General features: G+C 68.5%; 12 protein-coding genes. 6 read left to right on the plus strand and 6 right to left on the minus strand.

Annotated features, from left to right (window positions below; all coding sequences use genetic code 11):
• Positions 1–344: 344 nt before the first annotated feature.
• The 5 genes from DDF67_RS11695 to DDF67_RS11715 form a co-directional block, all read right to left on the minus strand.
• Positions 345–1,601 (minus strand): pectate lyase family protein, encoded by a 1,257-nt coding sequence (locus tag DDF67_RS11695; protein WP_109101075.1) that lies wholly within the window; start codon positions 1,599–1,601, stop codon positions 345–347.
• A 138-nt stretch (positions 1,602–1,739) separates the two neighbouring features.
• Complete coding sequence (locus DDF67_RS11700) at positions 1,740–5,219, minus strand: TonB-dependent receptor domain-containing protein (RefSeq protein WP_109101076.1); 3,480 nt, start codon at positions 5,217–5,219, stop codon at positions 1,740–1,742.
• Between the two features lie 179 nt (positions 5,220–5,398).
• The gene (locus DDF67_RS11705) at positions 5,399–8,536 is read right to left on the minus strand and encodes a sugar-binding domain-containing protein (RefSeq protein WP_109101077.1); all 3,138 of its coding nucleotides are present in this window, start codon (positions 8,534–8,536) and stop codon (positions 5,399–5,401) included.
• Positions 8,533–11,184, minus strand: a complete 2,652-nt coding sequence (locus tag DDF67_RS11710) for a glycoside hydrolase family 3 C-terminal domain-containing protein (RefSeq protein ID WP_109101078.1) — start codon at positions 11,182–11,184, stop codon at positions 8,533–8,535. Before DDF67_RS11710 ends, DDF67_RS11705 begins: the two co-directional genes overlap by 4 nt.
• Positions 11,184–11,528: an HU family DNA-binding protein gene (locus DDF67_RS11715; RefSeq protein ID WP_158278037.1), complete on the minus strand. Its 345-nt coding sequence runs from the start codon at positions 11,526–11,528 to the stop codon at positions 11,184–11,186. The genes DDF67_RS11710 and DDF67_RS11715 overlap by 1 nt, the downstream gene beginning before the upstream one ends.
• A gap of 300 nt (positions 11,529–11,828) precedes the next feature.
• Here DDF67_RS11715 and DDF67_RS11720 point away from each other — a divergent pair, with 300 nt between their 5' ends.
• The 6 genes from DDF67_RS11720 (at position 11,829) to DDF67_RS11745 (ending at position 21,388) form a co-directional block, all read left to right on the plus strand.
• A complete protein-coding gene (locus DDF67_RS11720) occupies positions 11,829–12,449 on the plus strand; it encodes an RNA polymerase sigma factor (protein WP_158278038.1) in 621 nt (206 codons plus the stop codon).
• The gene (locus DDF67_RS11725; RefSeq protein WP_109101081.1) at positions 12,427–13,392 is read left to right on the plus strand and encodes a FecR family protein; all 966 of its coding nucleotides are present in this window, start codon (positions 12,427–12,429) and stop codon (positions 13,390–13,392) included. The genes DDF67_RS11720 and DDF67_RS11725 overlap by 23 nt, the downstream gene beginning before the upstream one ends.
• Positions 13,389–16,445 carry a TonB-dependent receptor gene (locus DDF67_RS11730; protein WP_109101082.1) on the plus strand — a complete coding sequence of 1,019 codons (3,057 nt, stop codon included), beginning with the start codon at positions 13,389–13,391 and terminating at the stop codon, positions 16,443–16,445. Before DDF67_RS11725 ends, DDF67_RS11730 begins: the two co-directional genes overlap by 4 nt.
• 344 nt (positions 16,446–16,789) lie before the next feature.
• A complete protein-coding gene (locus tag DDF67_RS11735; RefSeq protein ID WP_199229215.1) occupies positions 16,790–18,376 on the plus strand; it encodes a flavin monoamine oxidase family protein in 1,587 nt (528 codons plus the stop codon).
• The gene (locus DDF67_RS11740) at positions 18,373–18,849 is read left to right on the plus strand and encodes a Rid family hydrolase (RefSeq protein ID WP_199229216.1); all 477 of its coding nucleotides are present in this window, start codon (positions 18,373–18,375) and stop codon (positions 18,847–18,849) included. The genes DDF67_RS11735 and DDF67_RS11740 overlap by 4 nt, the downstream gene beginning before the upstream one ends.
• Before the next feature lie 94 nt (positions 18,850–18,943).
• A complete protein-coding gene (locus DDF67_RS11745; protein ID WP_109101083.1) occupies positions 18,944–21,388 on the plus strand; it encodes a TonB-dependent receptor plug domain-containing protein in 2,445 nt (814 codons plus the stop codon).
• 42 nt (positions 21,389–21,430) lie between these two features.
• Here DDF67_RS11745 and DDF67_RS11750 read toward each other — a convergent pair whose 3' ends face one another.
• A complete protein-coding gene (locus tag DDF67_RS11750) occupies positions 21,431–23,080 on the minus strand; it encodes a GH35 family beta-galactosidase (protein WP_233247625.1) in 1,650 nt (549 codons plus the stop codon).
• Between the last annotated feature and the right edge of the window lie 83 nt (positions 23,081–23,163).

Raw genomic sequence — 23,163 nt, forward strand, 5'->3', positions numbered from 1 at the left:
GGTACTGTCGTGATCATCGTTTCCTCCCGCCCTCGCCAACGGTCGATGCCGTCAGCCCATGCCATATTTGGCCTGACCACTTTGTTGCATACCCGAGATACTCAGACAAGTTATTGTTATGATCAATGGGACAAGCCGGCCGCCAGATTTCAGGCGATGACAGCGTTGACATGCCAAAGCGCCGAATTGGCTCGAAAGCCCAAAACCTTCGACGAAACAACGAACAACGCTCGATCAAGCACCTCGGCTCGAGCGAGCGGTATGGCCACCCTTGATGGCCTTAAAAACTCCTACAAGTGACCGGTGTTTTTCTGAAAGCGGCGGAAAAACGCCGAATCGAGCTGTCAGGCCTTGGAAAGGCCCGCGCTCGCATAGCCTCCGACCTGGGCCTCGTCGTCGATCACGCGGCCGCTTCCGTCCTTCACCTGGCGCAGGACGCGCAGGTCGACGGCGTCGCGATCCCAAGGCCGCGCCCCTGCCGTCGCCAGCACGTAGCGCTCGACGCCCGAAGCCGGCAGGGCCTTCAGCCCCTTGGGCCAAAGCGGTGCGGCCGATAGACGCCGCACACGCGGCAGCGGCGTCGTGGGCAGCACCCGCAGTTCGGGCATCGCCGCGCCGCCGGCATAGACCGCGCGGTTGTCACGGGCGAAGAGATCCAGGTCCCCCTGCCCTTCCACGATGAGAAACGGCAGATCCGGCCGGGTGGACGCTCCGCCCCGCACGACATTGCCGACCAGCGCCAGTTGGCCGACCTGCCAGGCGCGCCCCTCCCACTCCGGACCGTTCAGCGCATAGTGCATGGCCCGCGTGCCGGGATCGTAGACCAGGTTGTTGACCGACACGGCGTGCACCGCGCCCTTGAACAGCTGGTTGCGCTCCAGGTTGTGGGCATAGAGGTTGCCGGCGATCAGCACCTGCGTCGCGTTGTCGTGGATCAGCGTGCCCTTGGAGTGCTCGCCCTTCACATGGCTGGCGTGGGACAGGCCCTCGGACACGATGTTGTTGCTGAAGGTGATCCGGTGCGAGGTCCCTTTGCGCCAGGCCTCTACCGTGTCGTCGCCGTCGAAGCGCGGGCCGGAAGCCGACAGGTTCTCGTCAGTGGCCCAGGCGATAGAGCAGTGGTCGACGATGACGTCGTGGGCCTTCCAGCACGTGACGCCGTCCACCTCCCAGCCGCTGCGGTCCGGGGCGCCGTCGCGGCCCGCCCTCACCCGCAGGTGGCGCAGCACGACGTCGTGGCTCTGCACCTCGATGCCGCCCCGGATGAAGGTGATCCCCGGCGACGGCGCGGTCTCGCCCGCCACGGTCAGGAACGGTTCGCGGATGCGGATGCTCTTGCGGCCAAGGTCGATGACGCCGGCGACGTCGAACACCACCTTGCGCGGCCCGGACGCCTCGACGGCGGCGCGGAACGAGCCGGGGCCATCGGCCGCCAGGGTGGTGACCCGCAAGGTCCGCCCGCCCTCCCCGCCCCTGGTGCTGGCCCAGCCGAGCGCGGCGAAGTCGGGCGCCGCGGCGCAGGCTCCGGTCGGCAGCAGCACGGCTGCGCCCGCGCTCGCCAGCATCGTCCGGCGGTCCACCATCAGGTCGCGCATCTTCATCACCAACTCCTGGCCGAACTGAAAAAGAAGCGGCGGAGAACCGCTCGGGTCCCCCGCCGAGGCCGCCTTCGAGCCCTGGGGAAAGCCGAAGGGGTTGGCCGCCGCGCGGAGGGGCGCGGCGACCAGTCTCGCGGCGCGCTAGTACCTGTAGCGCACGCCGATCCGGTAGTTGGGGCCGCTGCCGCCGTACGAGAGGATGACCGGGTCGTTGTAGACGAACCGCTCGGACTTCTCGTCGGTGATGTTCAGCGCTTCGAAGGTGATGCTGACCTGCTTCAGCGGCTGGTAGCGCATCGAGAAGTCGACGTTCATCGTCGACTTCGCCCCTTCGAACTCGTTGATCAGCGGGCCGTCGCAGGCCGAGCCGTTGGCCTGCAGGCCCGGATCGCAGTTGCCCGAGGCGATGGGATACTTGGTGTAGTACTCGTCGCGCTGGGCCATCGAGACGCGGGCGTTGAACTTCTTGGTCTCGTAATAGACCGTGAAGTTGATCCCCTTGGGCGAAGCGCCCAGCCAGGGGCCGGTGCCGTAGACCGGCGCCTTGGTCACCGCGCCGGTCGTGGCGTTCACCGCGCCCGGATCCAGGATGTACTTCAGCTCGGTGTCCAGCTTGGTCATGTTGAACTGGACGCCGAGGTTCTTGAAGTACCAGGGCAGGAAGGTGAAGTCCTGCTGGTAGCTGAACTCCCAGCCCTGCAGCACGCCGCCGGGCGCGTCGCGGACCTGGCGGGCCAGCATCACGTTGTCTGCGTCGATATAGGCGCGGCGGAAGATGTCGCCGCCGGTCTCGCCCGGGAACTGCAGGCGCAACTGGGCGATCGCGTCGGCGTCGAGGAACTCCGAAAGCGGCGCCTCGTAGAAGACCGTCTGGGGATAGGAGTCGATGTCCTTGCGGAAATAGCCCAGGCTGATCAGGCCGCCCTTGGCGAAGTACCACTCGGCCGCCACGTCGAAGGCCTTGCCGCGGAACGGCGAGAGCTTCGGGTTGCCCACGGTCAGGGTGCCGCCGGTGACCGAGCCGTCGCCCGGAATGCTGACGCCGGTGACGGCCGGCGACAGATTGCCCAGCAGCGGTCGGGCCATGACCTTGGCCGCGGCGAAGCGGATGTAGAGGTTGTCCCAGGCCTCCCAGGTCAGGTTACCCGACGGCAGGGTGTCGCTGTACTTGTTCTCACCGCGGATAGGACGGCCGGCCGTGGTCTCGCCGAGGGACTCGACCTCGGTCTCGGCCTGGCGGACGCCGATATTGCCAAACAGGCGACGGCCGCCCCAGACCTCGTAGTTGAAGCCGAACTGGGCGTAGTAGGCGAGGTTCTTCTCGGCCACCTCGAACGAGGCCGAGCGGTTGCGCTTCCGCGTGATGCGGAAGTCGCCGTACTTGTTGATGCAGTCGCAGTCGAAGCCGAAGACGCTGCTGAAGGCCTCAAGGTTGGGCGCATAGAAGCGCGTGGTCGAGCCCTGCGGCACATCCAGCCCCTGGCCGAACTCGATGACCTGGCCGAGCGAGGCGCTGGTAACGCCGGCTTCCTTCTCGGTCGGGTTCAGAAGGTCGTTGTTGCGCTCGTACTGGTCGGTCGAGAACTCGTACTTGCGGCCGGTGACGCCGAACTTGATCGTCCAGTGATCGTCCAACTCGTAGGCGACGTCGATCTTGGCGCCGTTGTAGGTGTTCAGGGTGTTGCGCTTGTAGTGGCGCATGCCAGAGAAGCCCTTGACGACGCCCCACTTGGTCGCGTCGGCCGCGTCGAACCCGGCGTCGAAGCGCGGCATGCCCGAGGCGCCCCGCTCGTCGAAAATGAAGGGCTCCTGGGCGTCCATGTAGTTGAACTCGACTAGGGTGCCGGTGTTCTTGTTTTCCGACCGCGAGGCGCCGTAGGCGGCCGTGACCTTCAACTTGTCGCTGAACTCGTGGGTCAGCTCGGCCGACACCTGGCGGAAGTCGGTGGTGTAGGCGCCGCGGTCCGCGCCCGAGCGCCAGTCGACATTGCCCAGCTTCAGGTACTCGGCGTTCTGACCGACCACCTCGGCGTCGAGCAGCTTGACCGACGGGCGGCCGATCAGGTCGCCACGGAACGGCAGGCTGGAGGCCGGGCCGGCATAACCGGGCGAGGACAGGTTGGTGTAGTATTCGTACGGATCCAGGTTGTAGGGGTTGAAACTGTAAGTGTAGCCGCTGACCGGGGTCTGGCCGTACAGCTGCTGGCCGCAGTCCTGGCCCGGGTTCAGGTCGGTCTCGGCAGTGAAGGTGCAGCCGCCCGGATAGAGCGCGCGACGCTGGGCGTCGGTCATGGCGCTGCCGCTGCGGGCCGTCGCCGTCGGCACGTTGGCGCCGTACTGGTAGCTGGCGTTGGTGTTGTTGCGGTTCAGCCCCACCGGCGAGAGCTGGTAGTTGGTGCTGGTGCTCTCGAACCGGGAATAGAGGCCATCGACCGTCAGCTTGGTGCGCGGAGTGATCTCGAACTGCACAGCGCCGGTCAGGCCCAGGCGCTCGGTCTCGACGTCGCGCTGGGCGATCGAGGGCAGCGCCGGGAAGCGGATCTGGCTGTCGTTGCAGCCCGGCGAGGTCGGCGTCAGGCCCGCCACCGGCTGGCCCGAAGTCGCCGCGCAGTTTGGATAAAGCTTGGCGTAGGCGGCTGGGTCTGACCCGGTCATTTCGGCATAGGCCAGGGGATTGGCCAGCGGGTTGTAGTAATTGGCCGGATTGGCCTTGTAGGCGTCCAGGGCCGAGCCGGTGGTGCCGGTCGGCGGCGGGATCAGGGCGCTGAACACCGTGCCGGTCGGCGCGGCGAAACCGGCGCGGCCGGGCAGTTCGTCGCCGGTCCAGGTCGAGCCGCGATAGACATAGTCCGAAGAACCGCCGCCGCGGGCGTAGGTGTCGTCCTCCGAGGTGCGCTTGGCGTAGGCGGCCGACATCAGAAGGCCCAGGCGGCCGTCGAACCAGCGGTTGGAGACAAGGCCGGTGATGCGCGGGCTGTGCTTCTTGCCGTTCTGGTAATAGCTGTCCTCGGCCGACAGGGCGAAGGCGCCCTTCTTGTAATCGAACGGCCGACCGGTGATCAAATCGACGGTGGCGCCTAGCGAGCCCTCATCGGCTTCGGCCGACGAGGACTTGCGCACCCGCACCGAGCTGAACAGCTCAGAAGCGAAGGCGTTGAAGTCGAAGGCGCGCGAGCGGTTGGGGCTGGAGCCGGAGTCGTTGGAAGCGCCCGTCGACAGGGCCTCCATGTTGTTGATCCGCACACGGCTGAAGTCGCCCGACAGGCCGCGCACGCTGATGGTCCGGCCCTCGCCGTTGTCGCGGTCGATCGAGATGCCCGGCAGGCGCTGGAGGGACTCCGCGAGGTTGGAGTCGGGGAAGTCGGCGATGTCCTCGGCGTTGATGGCGTCGAGCATCACGTCCGAGTTCTTCTTGGTGTCGATGGCGCTGCGCAAGGCGGCGCGATAGCCGGTGACCACCACTTCGCTGACTGCGTTGTCGGTGATCGGCTTGTCCCCGGCCTCCGGCGCCGCCTGGGCCAAGGCCACGACCGGCGTCAGCAGGGCCGCCACCGTCAGGCTAGAAATCCCCGCCATCAGCCGCGCTCGCGGCCGGGCCTTGCCAGTCATCTGAGTGTTCATCCTCGTCTCCCTCCCAATTGTCTGATCGCGTCCCTCTGGACGCGTCGGCTTTGGCGCAAGCGCTCCCGTTCGCCGCGCCAGGGACGCGGCGGCGTGAAAGCCCGCACTGATCTCTTGGTCTTCACGGACGGCGGCAGACCGCCGCCCTAGTCTCGGCTCTAGGCGCTAGACATCGTCGCTCACCCTCCTGGGCTCGTGATCGTATCGGCCGCCAGCCAGTCCAGCGCGTTGCTCAGCCAGCGCGTCTGAAGGGGGGCGACCATGTCGGGCAGGCGATGGACCAGCACCCGCGCCGCGCCCTTGCGCGCGATCAGGCTGGCTGCGCCGTTGTGGCGGTCGTGATCTCGGCTGTAGGCGGCGATCACCTCTACGCCCTGCCCGTCGACCAGCAGGCCGTTCGAGGGCTGGCCCTCGACCTGGTGCAGCACGCTCATGGCCATGTCGGCCGGGACGCCGGCGAAGGTCGGGTGGGCCCTCACATAGTTCCAGTTGCCCATCCACGGCGCCCGCAGGCCACCGACCTGGCCGGCATAGGAGAAGAGGCCAAGGCCGGCCAACTGCTTGGCCACGCCCTCGGCGAGGCCGTCTTCCTGCACCACGGCCAACAAGGGCGTTCCGGCTGTGATGGCCGCCAGCACTTCCGGAGGCAGTTCGCCCAGCACCAGTTGCGGCTTCTCGCCCTTCTTCGGCTGGGCTTCCAGGCCTGTCTGCTCGCCGACCTGGCGGCGCACGATCTCGTCGGCCTTGAGGCCGGAGGCGACGATCCCGTCGTAGCGGACGCCGGCTTTGAACTCTTCGACCGTGACCCCCGGCTGCTTCTCCAACTGGCCGCGCAAGCTCTTTGCGACGCCCGAGACGGCGATCCGCAGCTTGCGGCGCGGCGCGCCTTGCGGGGCGGCGACCCAGACCTCGCGGTCGGAGACAACCTCGCCCGAGCTGGCCAGCACCAGACGGAGCACGTGCCGCCCTTCTCGCTCGAAGGCCGGGGTCCGGACGCTCTCCGCAACCAGCCACGACATCCGGTCGGCCTCGTGCGCTGGAACGGGCCATCGCCCGGCCGCACGCGCCACGCCGTCCGGTCCGAGCACGCTCAGCACCAGCTCTCCGGCGATCGGCTTGCCGGTGTCGTTGAACAGCCAGATATCGAGCTCGGCCGCCTCGCCCGGCGCATAGGCAAGCTTACGGGGCTTGGCCACGGCCAGGGCCGGCCGCAGGCTCTGGCTCATCAGCGCCGGATCGGCCTTGAAGCCGCGCAGGGCGTCGACGATGCCCGAGTGGTTCTCGATCGCCGTGCTTTCCCAGCCCGAAATGGCGGCGACGTCCACCGTCTCGCCGAGGCGGATGTTCTCCAGGTAGTTGCGCCAGGCCTCGTAGGCCTTGCGGCCCACCGACAGGAACAGCGCCTCGGTGGTCGGGAACGCTTTGCGGAAGCCCCAGCGATCCAGATAGGCGTTGGTGGACTCGACGATGACCTTATGGTCCTCCAGGTCATAGCTCTTGCCGCCCTTGGCCAGGATCTCGGCGACCATGGCCACGTGGTTGTCGGCCACGGCGCACCCCTGCATCTCGCCGAACTCGACGATGAAGGGCTTGCCCTTCTGCATGTGGATGTAGTCGTCCTTACCCGCGTAAAACCTGTCGTACCACTGGTCGCCGGCGCCCTGGTGCTCGACCCACCAGCCGCCCCACTCCTCGACGTCCGAGCGGAAGTAGTGATCGTCATACGGCAGGTACATCGCCTGGGCCGCGCCGCGCTTGACGAAGCCGTCGTTGAGAATGACCGCCCGGCTGGGATCCAGGTCGTGCATGGCCTTCAGTACGAACTGCACGTCGGGATTGGCCAGGTTCGCGCCGATCTCGTTCTGCAGGGTGTAGTGGGCCAGGGACGGATGCGAGCGGAAGGCCCGCACCATGGCCTGGCACTTCTCGACCATGAACTGGCGGCTGAAGGCGTCGGCGGGATTGAGGCTTTCGCCGGCCTTGAGGTCGCGGCCGATGGCGTGGCGGCCGCCGCCGGGCTCCATCACCCGCAGCAGGCCCATCTCGTCCATGGCCTGGAAGACCTCGGGCTTGCCGACATTGCGGTGGAAGTGCAGCGCGTTGAGGCCCAGCGTATGGGCGGCGGTGACCTCGCGGCGCGCCAGCTCCCTGGTCGGCCACAGGCCGTTGAAGCCCCAGTAGCCCCAGGAGATCGCCGAATAGAGCCGGATGCGGCGGCCGTTCAGCCGCAGCAGCGCGTCCGTGCCCACGCCCTCGACGCCAAACCAGCGGAAGCCGAAGCGCACCTCGCGCGTATCGACCTCGCGCTTCGTCTCGATCCACGAGAAGCGCAGGCGGTGCAGGCGCGGCGTATCGAGGTCCCAGAGGTCGGCCTTCGACGCGGTCACCGAGAACCTTGCCCTCAGACGGCGGCCGTCTTCGAGAGCCTCCAGGCCTTCGAGCTTGATCTCAGCGGCGACGGGCGCGCCCCTGTCGTCGACCAGGATGGCGGACGCCTTGCTGCGCAGCTTATTCGGATCGGCGACGGGCTTTTCCAGCACCACGTCCATGAAGGCCGTCACCGTGCGTGGCTGCGGCGTATTCAGCACCCAGGCGTCGTCGATGCGGGCGGCCAGCGGGTGGACGCTCAGCGTCATGCCGCGATCGAGCCCGCCGAAGCCGTGCGAAGCGAACAGCTTCACCTTGCCCCAGACCATCGTGGTGCTGTCGCGCCAGTCGAACCGGCCGCCGGGGTTGGTGATGCGGATCGACAGCCGGTTGGCCTCGCCCGCCCGCATCGCGGCCGTAAGATCGCAGGCGAAGGGCAACTCCGACATGATCGAGTAACCGACCAGTTGCTCGTTCAGGAACACCTCGGCCCGCAGGCGCGCGCCGCGCAGGTTCAGCAGGGCGCGCTTGCCCTTGGCCGAGGCCGGAATGCTGATCGACCGAGACCACCAGGAGACGCCCTTGTAGGCGCCATAGCGGGGCACATCGTCGTCCTCGGCGTAGCGGTACTCGTCAGCGCCGTAGGGCCGCGAGGCGAACTTGCCCCAGAAGTGCGCCTCTACCGTGGTCGGCAGTCTGACCGTGATGGCGTCGGCGGCGTTCAGCGAGCCCCAGCCGCCGGTCGGCGGATTGACGGGCAGCGCCTTCAGGTCCGCGGCGCTGGGCAGGTGCAGCGTATCGTCCTTCCAGGAGGCGGCCTGGTCGATCCAGAGGCTCCAGCCTTCGTCGGACACGGCCAGCAGGTCGGCGGCCGACGCGGGCGCAGACAGGCCGGTCGCAGCGAGACCGGCGCCGCCAGCGGCGAGGAAGGAACGGCGATCCAGCTTCACGGCAGCACCTTCCGGCCGGTGACGGCGAAACGGGCCGACACGCCGGCGGGCTTGGCCAGGCCCGGCCGAGCTATCGGTTGGCCGCCCCCGATCCAGAGATCGACGGAACCGGCCTCGACCGAACGGACGCCGGCCGCGTCGACGACACTGAGCGCCGCCGGATCCAGATCGAAGGTCAGGGTCTTGGTCTCGTCCACCTTCAGCGCCACGCGCTGGAAGCCCTTCAACGAGCGCACCGGAGCCCCGGCCACGCCGCGCGTGACGTAGAGTTGGGCGACCTCGTCTCCGTCGCGCCGGCCGGCGTTGGTGATATCGACCGACACCTTCACCGCCTCGCCAGCCTTCACCGCCTTGGCGATCTTCGGCTGGCCGTACTTGAAGCTGGTGAAGCTCAGGCCATGGCCGAACGGATAGAGCGCCTCGCCGCCGAAGTAGCGATAGGTGCGCCCCGCCATGCCGTAGTTCTTGAACGGCGGGAGCTGGTCGGCCGATCGGTAGAAGGTCAGCGGCAGGCGGCCCGACGGGCTGTAGTCGCCGGCGATCAGGCCGGCCACGGCATGGCCGCCCTCTCCGCCCGGATACCAGGCCTCGACGATGGCCGGCAGTTTCTCGTCAGCCCAGTTCACAGCCATGGCCGAGCCGTTCATCAGCACCAGCACCACGGGCTTGCCGGTGGCGTGCAGCCCCTCCAGCAGGCTCTGCTGCGGCGCAGGCAGGTCGATGCGGGTGCGGTCGCCGCCAGCAAAACCCGGGGCGCGGACCGACATTTCCTCGCCCTCCAGCTTGGCGGTCAGGCCGCCGACGAACAGCACGAGATCCGCGTCCTTGGCTGCGGCGATGGCGGCTTCTGCACCCTGGCTGGGCTTGCTCCAGGTCAGGCGCTGGTCGCCGCGGTCGCCGTCCTGCCAGGCCTCGATCGTGATGGCGTGGGCCTGACCGGCGGTCAGGGTCGCCGCGCCCTCGGGCGTGGCGTCGGCCGGACGCTTCCAGGCATCGACCACGACCTTACCGTCGATGATCATCCGGTAGCCGCCCTCGCCGCGCATCGTGAAGCGGTGGACTCCGGTTTCGGTCGGCTTCACAAATCCTGTCCAGCGGGTCGAGGTCTGGCGCCTCTCCCGCTGCGGCCGGCCCCAGCTGACCTGCACGTTGGCGGCGGCCTCGGCCTTAGCTTCACCTGAAAGTTCCAGCCCCTGGAAGGTCTCGACCTTCACGCCCTTGCCAGTGCAGGTCGCGTCGGCGCAGAGCGCATCATTGGGCAGAGTGTTCATCGGCGCGCCAACCAGACCCGTTCCCTCGACGAAGGTCACCAGGGCCTCAGGATAGCGAGCGCGGATCCCGGCCAGCACCGTCACCGGCTTGGACGGCGTGCCGTTGTAGTTGCCGACCAGGGCGTCGAGGCTGTCGGCGTTGGGCCCGATCACCGCGATCCGTCTAGGCGCGGCCTTCAGCGGCAAGAGGCCGTCGTTCTTCAACAGCACCATCGAGGCCTGGGCCGTCTTCAGCGACAGCGCCCGGTTGGCCGGAGTGTCATTCTCGGCCGGCGTGATCTTAGAGAACGAAACGTTGGACGGCGGGTCGAAAAGCCCCAGCTTGATGCGGGCCACAAACAGCCGGCGGACGGCCTGATCCAGCTCTGCCTGGTTCAGCAGGCCGCCCTTCACCGCTTCGACGATCGGGCCGATCTCGGAACTCTTGTTGGCGCCGAACTCGGCGCAGATCAAATCCGTGCCCGCCTTCAAGCTGACGGCCACGCCCTCGGCCGGCGTCTTGGCGTAGTTGTGCGAGGTCGGCAGGAAGACGTCGGCGATGGCTGCGCAGTCCGACACGACGTGACCCTTGAAGCCCCACTTGGTGCGCAAGGTGTCCTTGAGCAGGAAGTCGCTGGCGCAGGCCGGCACGCCGTCGACGGCGTTGTACGCGCACATGACGGACTCGACCTTGCCGCGCTTCACCAGCGCCTCGAAGGCCGGGAGATAGGTGTCGGCCAGATCGTGCTTGCTGGGATGGATGTCGTCGTGGTGACGATCGGCTTCCGGTCCGCTGTGCACCGCGAAGTGCTTGGCGGTGGCGGCGGTCTTGTAGTGCTTGGGATCGCTGCCCTGCAGGCCGTGGACGAAGGCGACGCCGAACTCGGCGGTCAGGTGCGGGTCCTCGCCCCAGGTCTCCTGGCCCCGCCCCCAGCGCGGATCGCGGAAGATGTTGATGTTGGGTGACCAGACGGTCAGGCCGCGGTACTGGGCGACGCTGCCGTCCGCGCCGCGATTTTCGACGTACTTGGCGCGAAACTCGGTGGCGATGGTGTCGGCGACGTCCTGGATCAGGGGAACGTCCCACGTGGCGGCCATGCCGATGGCCTGCGGAAAGACCGTGGCCTCGCCGGCCCGGGCGACGCCGTGCAGCCCCTCGCTCCACCAGTTGTAGGCGGGCACGGAGAGGCGCGGGATGGCCGGCGCCGCGTGCTTCAGTTGCCCGGCCTTCTCCTCCAGCGTCATGCGCGAGACGAGGTCGGCGGCGCGGGCTTCCGGCGACAGGTTCACGTCGTGGAAGGCGTCGACGCGCGCCCACGCTGCAGCCGGCGCAGCCGCCAGGGTCAGGGCCAGAAGGGAAATAGCGCCGAAGCGACGGCTGCGGACGGATACGCTCATCAAACATCGCCTCGGGAAGAATTCAGGTCACGCAGCAGCTTGCGGTCGGGCCGGTAGACGACAGCGCGCTCGCCGCCGAGGTCGGCGCGGGCGCCGCTCCTTGGGTTGACTAGGCCGTAACGGCGCTTGTCGCGGATCTCGAAACGCCCGACGCCCGGCAGGTCGACGACCTTTCCTTCGAGCAGGGCTTGGCGGATCTGGCGGCAGAGAGAGCGGGTCAGCATGTCGCCGACGTCGGTTGGAAAGGCCCGAGCGATGTCGAAGACGGACTCTGCAGAGGGCTGCTCGTCGCCTGAGGGTAGGCCACGCGGCGCAGCGCCCGAGTCGCGCGCAGAGCTGTTCATCGAACCGCCTCCCCTTCCCATGTTGCGGCCTTGTCGACCGTCTCGCCCGGTTAGCCACCGGTGTCATGATTGAAATAAGCATGTCGCAATCGACACGAAAAGAGGAAAAGGTACCGGTAACTTAAATAAATGCGGGAATTTTCTCCGCGTTTCTTCCCGACATTAAACGACGTCCCGCAAGCCCCGACCCGCACAAGAAAATCATGGTCGTCGCATAATTTTTCGCGGTCCATTGATCGAACGGGCTTTCGCCAGCATCGTCCCGAACAACCGGCGCGACCGGATGTTTGGGGAGACCCCGTGTCGAGGGCGGAGCGGCCAGAGGCTCGCGGCGACGATGCTGAGCATTGGGCCGAGCAGTGGAAAGACCGATCGGCCTATCGGCGCACCTATGCCCAGGACTGGGGCGACCTGTGCGCCTTTCTGCGTGCGCGGTTCGGCGCCGGCCCGCCCGATCCCGAGGACGTCGCCCAACAGGCCTTCCTCAAGCTCGGTGAGCGGCCGTCGGATCGTTCGCTGGAAAGCCCCCGCGCCTTCGTCTTCCGCGTCGCCATCAACCTGACCCTCGACGGTCGTCGCCACCGCCAGCGCACCGCCCGACTGCTCGACGCCTCCGCGCCTGCGCTGGAGCCGGACGACGCCCCGGACGTCGAACGCGCCCTGATCGCGCGTGATGACCTCAAGCTGCTGGAAAAGGTGGTCGCCGGCCTGCCCGAACGGCACCGCCGCTATCTGGCGGCAAGCCGCATCGAGGGGCTGAGCTTCGCCGAGATCGGCCGTCGCGAGGGCGTCTCCGAAGCCCTGGTCCGCAAGACCATCGACGAAACCACAGCCGTCTGCCAGCGCGCCCTGGCGCGCGGCGTCATCGACTATCGAACCGACTTCAAAGGCCTGTCGCGTGAACGCAACCGTCGATCCTGACTCGCCGATCGGCCGCGAGGCCCGAAGCTGGGCGCTGGCGGTCCTGGGCGAGCCGTTCCCGCCGGAGCGTTCGGCCGCGCTGCGCCGCTGGCTCGACGCCGACCCGGCCCATGCTCGCGCCTATGGCGAGGCCGAGGCGGTGCTGCTGGCGCTGGGAGAACTGGACGTCCTGGCGCGCCCCGCCGTTCCCGCGCGGCGTCATACCGCCCCTGTTCGCCCGATCGCCTGGATCGCCGGGGTGACAGCGCTGGCCGCCTGCCTGATCGCCGCGCCGATCATTCTCCGCCCTCCCCCCGCGCTGGAGGCCGCCGACCAGCCTCGCCAGGTCGCTTTGAAGGACGGCAGCACGGCGGTGCTCGCCCCGGGCAGCCGCCTGACGCCCGCCTCGCGCTGGAACGATCGCCGCTACGTGCTGGAGCGCGGGGAAGCTTTCTTCGCCGTGCGCAAAGCCGAAGGCCGCCGCTTCCAGGTCGATGTCGGCGAGACGCGGATCGAAGTGCTGGGCACGCGCTTCAACGCGCGTCAGAGCGCAAGCGGCCAGATCCGCGTGGCCGTCGAGGAAGGCCGTGTAGCCGTCTATGAAGGACAGGCCCGGCGGCAGGTCGCTCGGCTGGGCGCCGGCGACTACGTGATGGTCGAGAACGGCCGGGCCGAGACCGGACGCCTGGCCGCCCCGGCCGACGCCGCCGCCTGGCGCGCCGGCCGCCTGGCCTATGCCGACGCGCCGCTGGGCGACGTGATCGCCGACCTGACCGCGCGCGGCCTCACGGGGCTGAAGATCACGCCGCGCGCCGCCGCCCTGCGCATTACCGCCAGCTTCCAGCTCGACCAGGCCGATCGCTTCGTCGCCAGCCTGCCCGAGATCCTGCCGGTCAGCATTCGCGAATCCGGAGGTCGCCGGACCATCGATGTCCGCGCCGGAACCACCTCGACGGCGCGATGAGGACCGCCCCCGCGATCGGGGCGCTGGCGGCGACCTTGATCGCGGCCACCTCCGCCCTGGCGGCCGCGCCCGAGCGACGGTTCGCCTTCGATCAACCGGCCCAGCCGCTGGCCACCGCGCTGCTGGCGGTGTCGGCCCGCACCGGCGCGGTGATCGCCGCCCCCGCCGACCTGACCGCCGGCCGCCGCGCCCCGGGGCTGACTGGCGCCATGCCTCTGAGCCAGGCCCTGCGAACCCTGCTGGCCGGCTCGGACCTGGACTTCTCGATCTCCACCTCAGGGGTCGTAACCCTGAAACGCCGAAACGAAGCCGTAGCCACCGCCCCGCCGACGCCGGTGCGCCCAGCGGCGCCGCCGATGGAGGAGCCTACCCTGATCACCCCGATCAGTGTGCTGGCCCGCCCCCTGGCCGAACCGGCGAACGAACAGGCGCGCGATGTTCCCGCCCAGGTCGACGTCCTGCTGGAGGAGCAGCTTCGTGGCGCCGGCGCGTTCGGCCTGGCCGACGCGTTGCGGCAGATGCCCGGCGTCGCGGCAGGGCCAGAGGCCGGCGAGGCTCGCCAGATCGCCGTGCGCGGCGTGGGCGGCCGCTTCACCCGCGTGCGGGTCAACGGCATGGAGACCCTGGCCACCTTCGGCGCCAGCAACGCCGTCGGCGGCACCAATCGCGGGCGCGCCTTCGACTACAACATCTTCGCAGCAGACCTCTTCAAGCAGGTGCGGCTGCAGAAGACCGCCTCGGCCGACATGGACGAGGGCTCGCTGGGCGCGACGATCGACATGCGCACCCGTTCGCCATTGGAGCTGCCGCGCCGCCATGCGGTGTTCAACGCCGAGGCCGGCTACCAGACCCTGTCGCGCGAGGCCCGGCCCCGGGTGTCGGCGGTGCTTTCGCAGCGCGACGCAGCCGGCCGGTTGGGCCTGCTGGTCTCGGTCGCCTATTCCGGCCGCTCGGCGGTCGAGGCCGGCGCCAGCGCAGGCCAATGGGAGACCGGCGCCGCCATCGCGCCCGGCTTCGGCTCGGCCGCCGCGCCCCTCGACCTCGCCGCCGTCAACGCCGCGCTGCACGCCCGCATCCCCCGCCTGGAGCTGATGGAGATCGAGCAGCGGCGCCTTGGCCTCACCAGTTCGCTGGAATGGCGGCCGGACGAAGCCACCCGCATCGCGCTGGACACGATCTACGCCGAGCTACGCTCCAGCCGACGCGAAAACCTGCTGGAGAGCTTCACCTTCCGCACGCCGGGCGCCTGCGCCGCCACGCCGGACCCGCGCTGCGGCATCAACGCCGTCGCGGTCACCCAAGGCGACATCGCCCTGTTCGGCGGCCGCAAGCCGGTGCTGATCGCGGGCCGCTTCGACAATGTCGATGTTCGCTCCGAGGCGCGCCGGGACGAACTGAACACCATCTTCCGCCAGACCACCCTGGCGGCGACGCACCGGTTCCGCGAAGGACTCGAGGGCCGGCTGCTGGCCGGGTTCAGCCGCTCGGACTTCAGCAACCCGGTGCAGCAGACCCTCTATCTGGAGCAGTTCGACGTCGACGGCTTTTCCTACGACTTCTCCGACCGCGACCGGCCCGCCCTGGGTTTCGGAAATGCCGACCTCGCCGCGCCCGGCGCCTGGTCGCTGAGCGAGTTCCGCTCCGACCCCAACTGGGTCGATAACAGCTATCGGTCGCTGGCCCTGGACCTGGAAAACCGCTCGGGCGTCGTGGACTGGCGCGTCGGCGTGCTGGCCAAGACCTATCGCAATGTCGGTTCGGCCCGGATGCGGTCGGACGGCGGCGTCGGCAACGTCAATGCCGACCTGCCGGCCAGCCTGCGCGATCTGGCCGTCGCCGACTATGCCCGGCTGGTCGGCCAGGGCGTCGACTTCGGCGTCGCCGGCGCGCCTAGCCGCTGGCTGGCGATCGACACCGTCACGGCCCTGGCGAAGGCCTGTCCGATGGGCTCGTGCCCAGGCTTCGAGCTGAGCCCCGCCCCGGTGGCCGGCCTGAACTACGATGTGACCGAGCGCTCGGACGCCGCCTTTCTGCAACTGGCCCTGCCCCGATCAGCCTCACGCCGGTTCTGGGGCGAAGCCGGCGTGCGGGTCGTCCATGCCCGGATTAGCGCCGCCAGCCTGAACATCGGCCCGGACGCCGTCGCGCGCTGGACCAGCGCCTCGAACGGCTACTGGTCCACCCTGCCCTCGCTGAACCTGGCCTGGAGCCTGTCGCCAGAGGCCGTCCTGCGCTTCGGCGCGGCGCGGGTGATGGTGCGCCCCGACCTGATCAGCCTGCGGCCGGGCGTCAGCATCTCGACCACTGGCGCCAAATCGGTCTCGTCAGGCAATCCGGACCTGCGACCGACCCGCGCCGACGCCTTCGACCTGTCTCTGGACTGGCGCCCTCGTCCGGGCATGCAGCTGTCGGCGGCCGTCTACCGCAAGTCCATCGCCACAACGGTGCAGGGCACGAGCACGCGGCCAGCGACGTTTTCAGCCAATCCCTTCGGCCTGCCCGACAGCGTGGCCGTCGCCGCCTGCGGCGCGGCCCTGGACTGCTCCCCCGACCTGCCGATCTGGCAGTTTTCGCGACCAATCAATTCGGGCCCCGGCAAGCTGACCGGCGTGGAGGTGTCGTTCCGCGCTCCGCTGGGCGAGACCTGGACCATCCAGGGCGCGGCCGCTTACACGCGCACCGTGGTGCGACTGCTCAACCAGTCCGGCGCATGGGTCGATATGCAGGACGCCCTGGGCGCGCCGCGCCTGGCGGCCAATCTCGGTCTGGCCTACCAGAAGCCGGGCCTGGAGGTGCGCGCCGGTCTCAGCCATCGCAGCCGATACCTAGCCACGGTCCCCGCCCCCAACGGCGGCGACGTTGACGGCGTGGATCCGCTGACCACCCTGGATGCGGCGGCCAAGCTCACCCTGTCGCCGCGCCTGACCCTCAGCGCGGAAGCCGCCAACCTGACAGACGCCTATCAGCGCCAGTTCAGCGACCGGACCCTGATCCCGACCTATCGCCACCACACCGGCCGCGAGTTCCGCCTGGGCCTGCGCTGGACGATGTAGCCGCCACGCTCATCAGCGCGAATGACCTGCGCTCAACGATCAGCTGCTCATCAGCAACCGCAGAATTACTCATATGCTCGTGCGGCCATCATCATCCGCCCGCAGACAACCTGAATATCCATCAAATTCAATGCCCAAACAATTCCGGGCGAAACGCTGAAAGACGAACCTAAGACGAACGTAGTTTTTCTGAATACCCAGAAGACACGAGGCGGCAGCCGAATACCGCCTGGAAGCGATGCATAGCGCTGCTTCCTTCTTTGGCGACTTCCCCGCGTTCACTCTGGCCGCCGCCTCGGCGGCGGCCGCTTCTTGGGGAGGTCCTAGTCGGGGCGTTCTCAGTCTTGGTCAGCCGTCGTTCGTTCATCACTCGCGCCTTCACCCTCGGAGGCTTCGCCGCCGGCTATGCCGCGCTCCAGGGTCTGGGCCTGACGTCCGCCGCCTTCGCCCAGGACGCCCCGGACCTGCCGCGCGACTTCGGCAAGGGCCGCTCGGTCGTCGTGCTGGGGGCCGGGATCGCCGGTCTGGTCGCCGCCTACGAGCTGGAACGCGCCGGGTTCGCCGTCACCGTCGTCGAGGCTCGCGAAAGGGTCGGCGGCCGCAACTGGACCATCCGCGGCGGCGACCGCGTCGAGACCCTGGACCGGCCAGACCAGACCGCCGGCTTCTCGCCCGGCCTCCATTTCAACGCCGGTCCCGCCCGCCTGCCCAGCCATCACCAGGGCGTGCTGTCCTACGCCAAGGTCCTGAACGTGCCGCTGGAGGTCGAGGTCAATTCCAGCCGCAGCAGCCTGCTGCAGTCCGACGCGGCGTTCGGCGGCAGGCCAATCCAGCAGCGTCAGGCGATCAACGACCTGCGCGGCGGCCTTTCGGAACTGCTGGCCAAGGCCACGCGCGGCGGCGGCCTGGACCGGGAGCTTTCCGCGCCCGACAAGGAACGTCTGCTGGCCTTCCTGAAGACCTATGGCGACCTCGACGCCGGCGGCGCCTACAGGGGATCGGAGCGGTCCGGCTACGTCACCACGCCCGGCGCGGCCGACCAACGGGGCGTGGCCCGTCCGCCGCTGCCGCTGCGCGACCTGCTGTCCGACGACACCCTGCCCTACGCCCTGTTCGAGGAGAACATCCTCATGCAGGCCACCATGCTGGAACCGACCGGCGGCATGGACGCCATTCCCAAGGCCCTGGCCAAGGCGCTGAAAGGGCCCATCCTGTTGAACGCAGAGGTCACCGCCTTTCGCCAGACCCCTCAGGTCGCCGAGGTTGCGATCCGCGATAGCAAGAGCGGCGCGGCGCGCAAGATCGCCGCCGACTATCTCGTCGTCACCGTGCCCCTGCCAATCCTGGCCAAGGTGGCCAACGACCTGCCGGGTGAGGTGAAGGCCGCCATCGCCGGCGCCCGCTACGACAACGCCACCAAGGTGGCCTTCGACGCCCCGCGCTTCTGGGAAGCCGAGCAGATCTATGGCGGGCTGTCCTTCGTGGGCGGCGAGACCACGCTGGTCTGGTATCCCAGCGGCGGCTTCCACCAGCCGCGCGGCCTGCTAGTCGGCGCCTATACGGTAGGCGCGGCGGCGCGAACCTTTCAGGCGCGCAGCTTCGATGAGCAAGTCGCCGTCACCCGCGCGGCGATCGACAAGCTGCACCCCGGCAAGGGCCGCGACCTCACCGCGCCGCTGGTGATCGACTGGAACCGCCAGGCCTTCAACCTCGGTCCATGGATCCACTGGGAAGGCGACGGCAACGATCCGGCCGCCTACGCCCTGCTGAACCAGCCGCAGGGGCGGATCTTCCTGTCCGGCGCCCATCTCTCGCAACTGCCCAGCTGGCAGGAAGGCGGCGTCGCCGCCGCCCGCCGCACCGTCGGCCTGATCGCCCAGCGCGTCCGCGCCGACCGCCTCGTCCTTTCCCGAACGGAGACCCGTCCATGATCCGCAAGCTCGCCTTCGCCCTCGTTATGACCACCGCTTTCGCAGGGGGCTCGGCAAACGCCGCCGAGATCCGCCGCGCCCCGTCCTCGGGCGCGATCGCCATCACCCCCTCCGTCGCCGTGCCGGCTGGAACCGAACTGATCTTCCTCAGCGGTGCCCTGCCGACCATCGCCGACAAGGAAAGGCCCGGCGCGACCGAAGAACAGACCCGCTCGGTGCTGTCCAAGCTGGAGACGGCGCTGAAGGCCGAGGGCCTGGGTCACGGCGACGTGGTCAAGGCCACCGTCTTCCTGGTCGGCGACCCGTCCAGGGGCGGCGAGATCGACTTTTCCGGTCTCAACAAGGCCTGGTCCGAGGTCTTCGGCACGACCGCCCAGCCCAACAAGCCCGCGCGCAGCACGGTGAAGGTGGCGGGCCTCGTCCTGCCCGGCGCCCTGGTCGAGATCGAATTCGTCGCCGCCAAGACCCGCTGACGGGCCGCGCGACAACAAGAACCGCAGCGCGACGGGGCCGCTTCACCGGCCGATCGCGCATCCCAACAATCTGAAGCTTTCATCGGGGGATAGGATGAAAACCCAAATTCTGGGCGCGTCGGCGCTCGCCTTGACGACGGCCCTGTGGAGCGGGGTCGCCGTGGCCGGGCCAACGCCGGAGCCAGCCGCACCCGACGTCGCCTCGGTCGAGGCCGTGATCGTCACCGGCACCCGCCAGAGCGGCGTCCGCGCCGTCGACAGCGCCGCGCCCGTGCAGGTGATCGGCGACGACGCCCTGGCCCGCACCGGCCAGTCCGACCTGCGCCTGGCGATCAGCAATCTCGTGCCCTCGTTCACCGCCCAGGCGTTCGGCGGCGATGCGGCCAACCTGACGCTCTCGGCCCGCCTGCGCGGGGTCAGCGCCAACCAGACCCTGGTGCTGATCAACGGCAAGCGCCGCCACGGCACCGCCAACCTCGCCGTGCTGGCCGGCGCCTACCAGGGCTCGGCGGCGGCCGATCTCAACTTCATCCCGACCGCCTCGATCGCCCGCATCGAGGTGCTGACCGACGGCGCGGCCGCCCAGTACGGCACCGACGCCATCGCCGGGGTCATCAACATCATCCTCAAGGACGACGACCACGGCGGAACCGCCTCCGCGACCAGCGGCGCCTATTACGAAAGCGACGGCGAGACCTACGGCCTTTCGGCCAACGCCGGGTTCGCGCCGGCGCCGGGCGCCTACATCAACGTCACGCTGGAGAACCGCTTCCACGACTTCAGCTTCCGCGGCGCACCGGACGCGCGGATCATCGCGTCCGCCGCCGTCGCCGCCAATCCAGGCTGGCCGTCCGCCCTGCCCGGCTATCCGTACGTGAACCGCATCGCCGGGGACGCGCGCTACCAGCTGACGGCGGGCACGGTCTCGGCCGGCTGGAAGGCCAGCGAGGCGCTGGAGGTCTTTGGCTTTGGAACCTACGGCGTGAAGAAGGCCACGGCCTACGAAAACTATCGCCTGCCCAACCGCCTGCCGGCCATCTACCCCAGAGGCTTCAGCCCGATGCTGGAGACGCTGGAACAGGACTATGCCCTCACCGGCGGCGTTAGGGGCCAGGCCTTCGGCGGCTGGCGCTACGATGTCTCCAGCACCTACGGCCGCGACGACCACGAGGTTCGGGTGCGCAAGTCGGCCAACCTGCAGCTCTACGCCGACACCGGAGCGACCCCGACCGAGTTCCACGCCGGCGACTTCGTCTCCACCCAGTGGACCAACAATCTGGACGTCAGCCGCGAGTTCGAGATCGGCTGGGCCTCGCCGCTGACGCTGGCCCTCGGCGCCGAGCAGCGCAGCGAGACCTACCGGATCGGGGCCGGCGACGCAGCCGCTCGATACAAGTCGGGCTCGCAGTCCTATCCGGGTTTCGCGCTGACCGACGCGGGCAAGCACGAGCGCGACAGCTGGGCGCTCTATGCCGACCTCGCCGCCTCGCCGGTCGAGAACCTGAAACTCGACTTCGCCGTCCGCCACGAGGACTTCAGCGACTTCGGCTCGGCCGACATCGCCAAGCTGACCGGTCGATACGACTTCACCCCCGCCTTCGCGGTGCGCGGCACGGTCAGCAGCGGCTTCCGCGCGCCCACCCTGGCCGAGCTCTACTATTCGGCCACCAACGTCTCGCCGACCACCGCCTTCGTGCAGATGCCGCCGGGTTCGGCCGGGGCCAGGCTCCTGGGGCTGGACGGGCTGGATCCGGAGAAGTCCACGAACCTCAGCCTCGGAATCGTGGCCGAGCCCTTGCCGCGAGTCTCGCTGACCATCGACGCCTACCAGATCAAGATCGAGGACCGGATCATCGGCAGCGGCGCCCTCTACGGCAAGATCGGCGGCACGGTGGTCAATGCGGCCATCACCAACGCGATCACCGCCAACGGCAACGTGCTGGATCCCAGCGTCGGCACCACCGGAATCAACCTGTTCTCCAACGGCCTGGACACCCGCACGCGCGGCGTCGAGATCCTGGCTACGACCTGGACCGATCTTGGCGACCTCGGAAAGATCGACTGGACCCTGGGCGTCAACGTCAACCAGACCAAGGTGACCCACATAGCCGCCCCGCCCTCGGGCCTGGGCAGCGCGGTCCTCTACGATCGGGCGGCGATCGCGTTCATCGAGCACGCCTCGCCGCGCTACAAGGCCAACCTCACCGGCGTCTACGCCAAGGACCGCTGGACGGTGAGCATGACCAACACCCTCTACGGCCCCGCCTGGGCCTACACCAACGTCAACGGAACCTACTTCAAGGACCGCATCAAGACTCACCTGATCGCCGACCTGGAGCTGACCTATGCGGTCACCGACGCGGTGAAGGCCTCGATCGGGGCCAACAACCTGTTCGACGTGTATCCGGAAAACCTGAACCCGGTGGGCACGGCCGCCTCTATCGCCGCCGGCAATCCGGGGGTGGCGCTGTATCCCAGCTTCTCGCCGTTCGGGATCAACGGCGGTTACTACTACGCCCGTGTAACCTACGACTTCTGACGGCGTGGGACCTCCAGGCTCGTTCCGGAGGTCCCGTCCTGCCTAGCGATAGCGGTAGAACTTCACCCGCTGAATCTGAAACTGGTCGGGCGACAGGCGGATGTGCCGGCCCTGGTGGGTCTGGTCGCCGTTCAGCAGGCGGCCGGCAACCCAGCGCCCCTGGGCGTCGAAGACGCCCTCCTCGGCCTTGTCGATACCGGCCAGCGGCGGCCCCTTGCCGCTTCCGGCGAAGGTCACGACGATTCCGCGCCCGGCGATCAGGTACTCCTCCGGACCCGTCTGGATGATCAGGCCGCCGTGGGTGGCGGGCTTCTGCGCGGCCTTCGGCGTCCAGGGATCGATGAAGCCGACCTCGAAGCGATAGTCGCCCATCACCTGGCTGACCGGCGCATCCTGAACGGTCCCGTCCTCCAGCACGCGCGGCTTGAAGCCGCCCATCGTGCCCTTGCCCTGGGCGGTGAGCAGGGCCGGCGTCAGCTGGCGCAGGACGTCGTAGGCGTCGGCGATGGCCTTGTGCTCCTCGGCGCTGACGCTCTCGATGGCGAAGGGCGAGAAGCCAAGGGCTTCTAGCCTGCCGAAAGCGTAGAAGGCGTTGGCCGGGGTCTCTGGGGCGCTGGCGTTGTTGGCCTCGGGCACGAACAGCGCGTTGTCGGGGCGCACGAAGCGCGCGGCCAGATCGCTGAAGTTGGGGAAATAGATGTCGGGCGACAACAGGTCGAGGCTGGGCGCGCCGGCCTTCCAGACGTCGAGCAGATGCGGCAGCGGCCCGCCGCTGGGATACTCGCCGGGCTTCTTGCCGGTGCGGTTCAGGGCCGCGTTGACGTACATCGGCAATGGATAGACGGCCTTGCCGGCGACGGTCACGGCCTCGGCGTAGCGGGCATAGGACCAGGCGGTGAACACCTCCTGGCCGGCCTCGTCGGCGCCGAACACCGCGGCCCAACTTCCCTTTTCCTTGCTTCCATTGCGCTTCCAGAGATCGCGCAGCTCAGGCTCGATCGCCTCGCCGCCGCTCCTGAGCTTCTGGATCAAGGCTAGCGGAACCTGACCGGCATAGGCCGCATCGGCCGCCGCCCCGTGCTCCCGCGCCGACGGCAGCATGCCGATTTCGTTTTCGACCTGGACCATCAGCACCGTACTGCGCCCGCTGTCGACCTTCTTGATATACGCCAGCAGCGCGGCATAGGCCCTGGCGTCGGCGACGCGTGTGTTTTCCGAGAAGGCCGAGAGGATCTCGACAGTCGAGCCGTCCTGCGCCCGCACGCGCGGGAACCGCGCCTGGTCGCGCTTCACCCAGGCCGGGACATAGGTCGACATGCTGTTCTTCCAAGCCCCGAACCACAGCAGGACAAGCTTCATGTCCTGGGCCCGGGCGTCGGCGATCAGGTCATCGACGCTGGAAAAGTCGTAAGAGCCTTCCTTCGGCTCGATCAACTCCCACGAGACGGGCGCCAGAACGGTGTTGAGGTTCATCGCCTTCAGGCGCGGCCAGTGCCTGGCCATGTAGGCGCGGCTGGAGGCGCTGGAGTTGCCCAGTTCCCCGCCCAGGATAAGCATCGGCTTGCCATCGACGACGAGGCGTGCGGCTGTTCCGTGCTTTTCAAGGCGGGGCATCTCGGCCGAAGCCACGCTGGCCGCCAGCAAGGCCATCGCCGCCACGTTCGCGCCGAGCCATGTGCTGAAACCTCTCACACGAACCTCCCGATCTCAGCGCCTGCGCGCTTTGTTACCGCTAGCAATCGCGGAAAGCGGGACAGCTTGTCAAACTGGAAGTC

This window comes from Caulobacter endophyticus (assembly GCF_003116815.1).
Taxonomy (GTDB): Bacteria; Pseudomonadota; Alphaproteobacteria; order Caulobacterales; family Caulobacteraceae; genus Caulobacter; species Caulobacter endophyticus.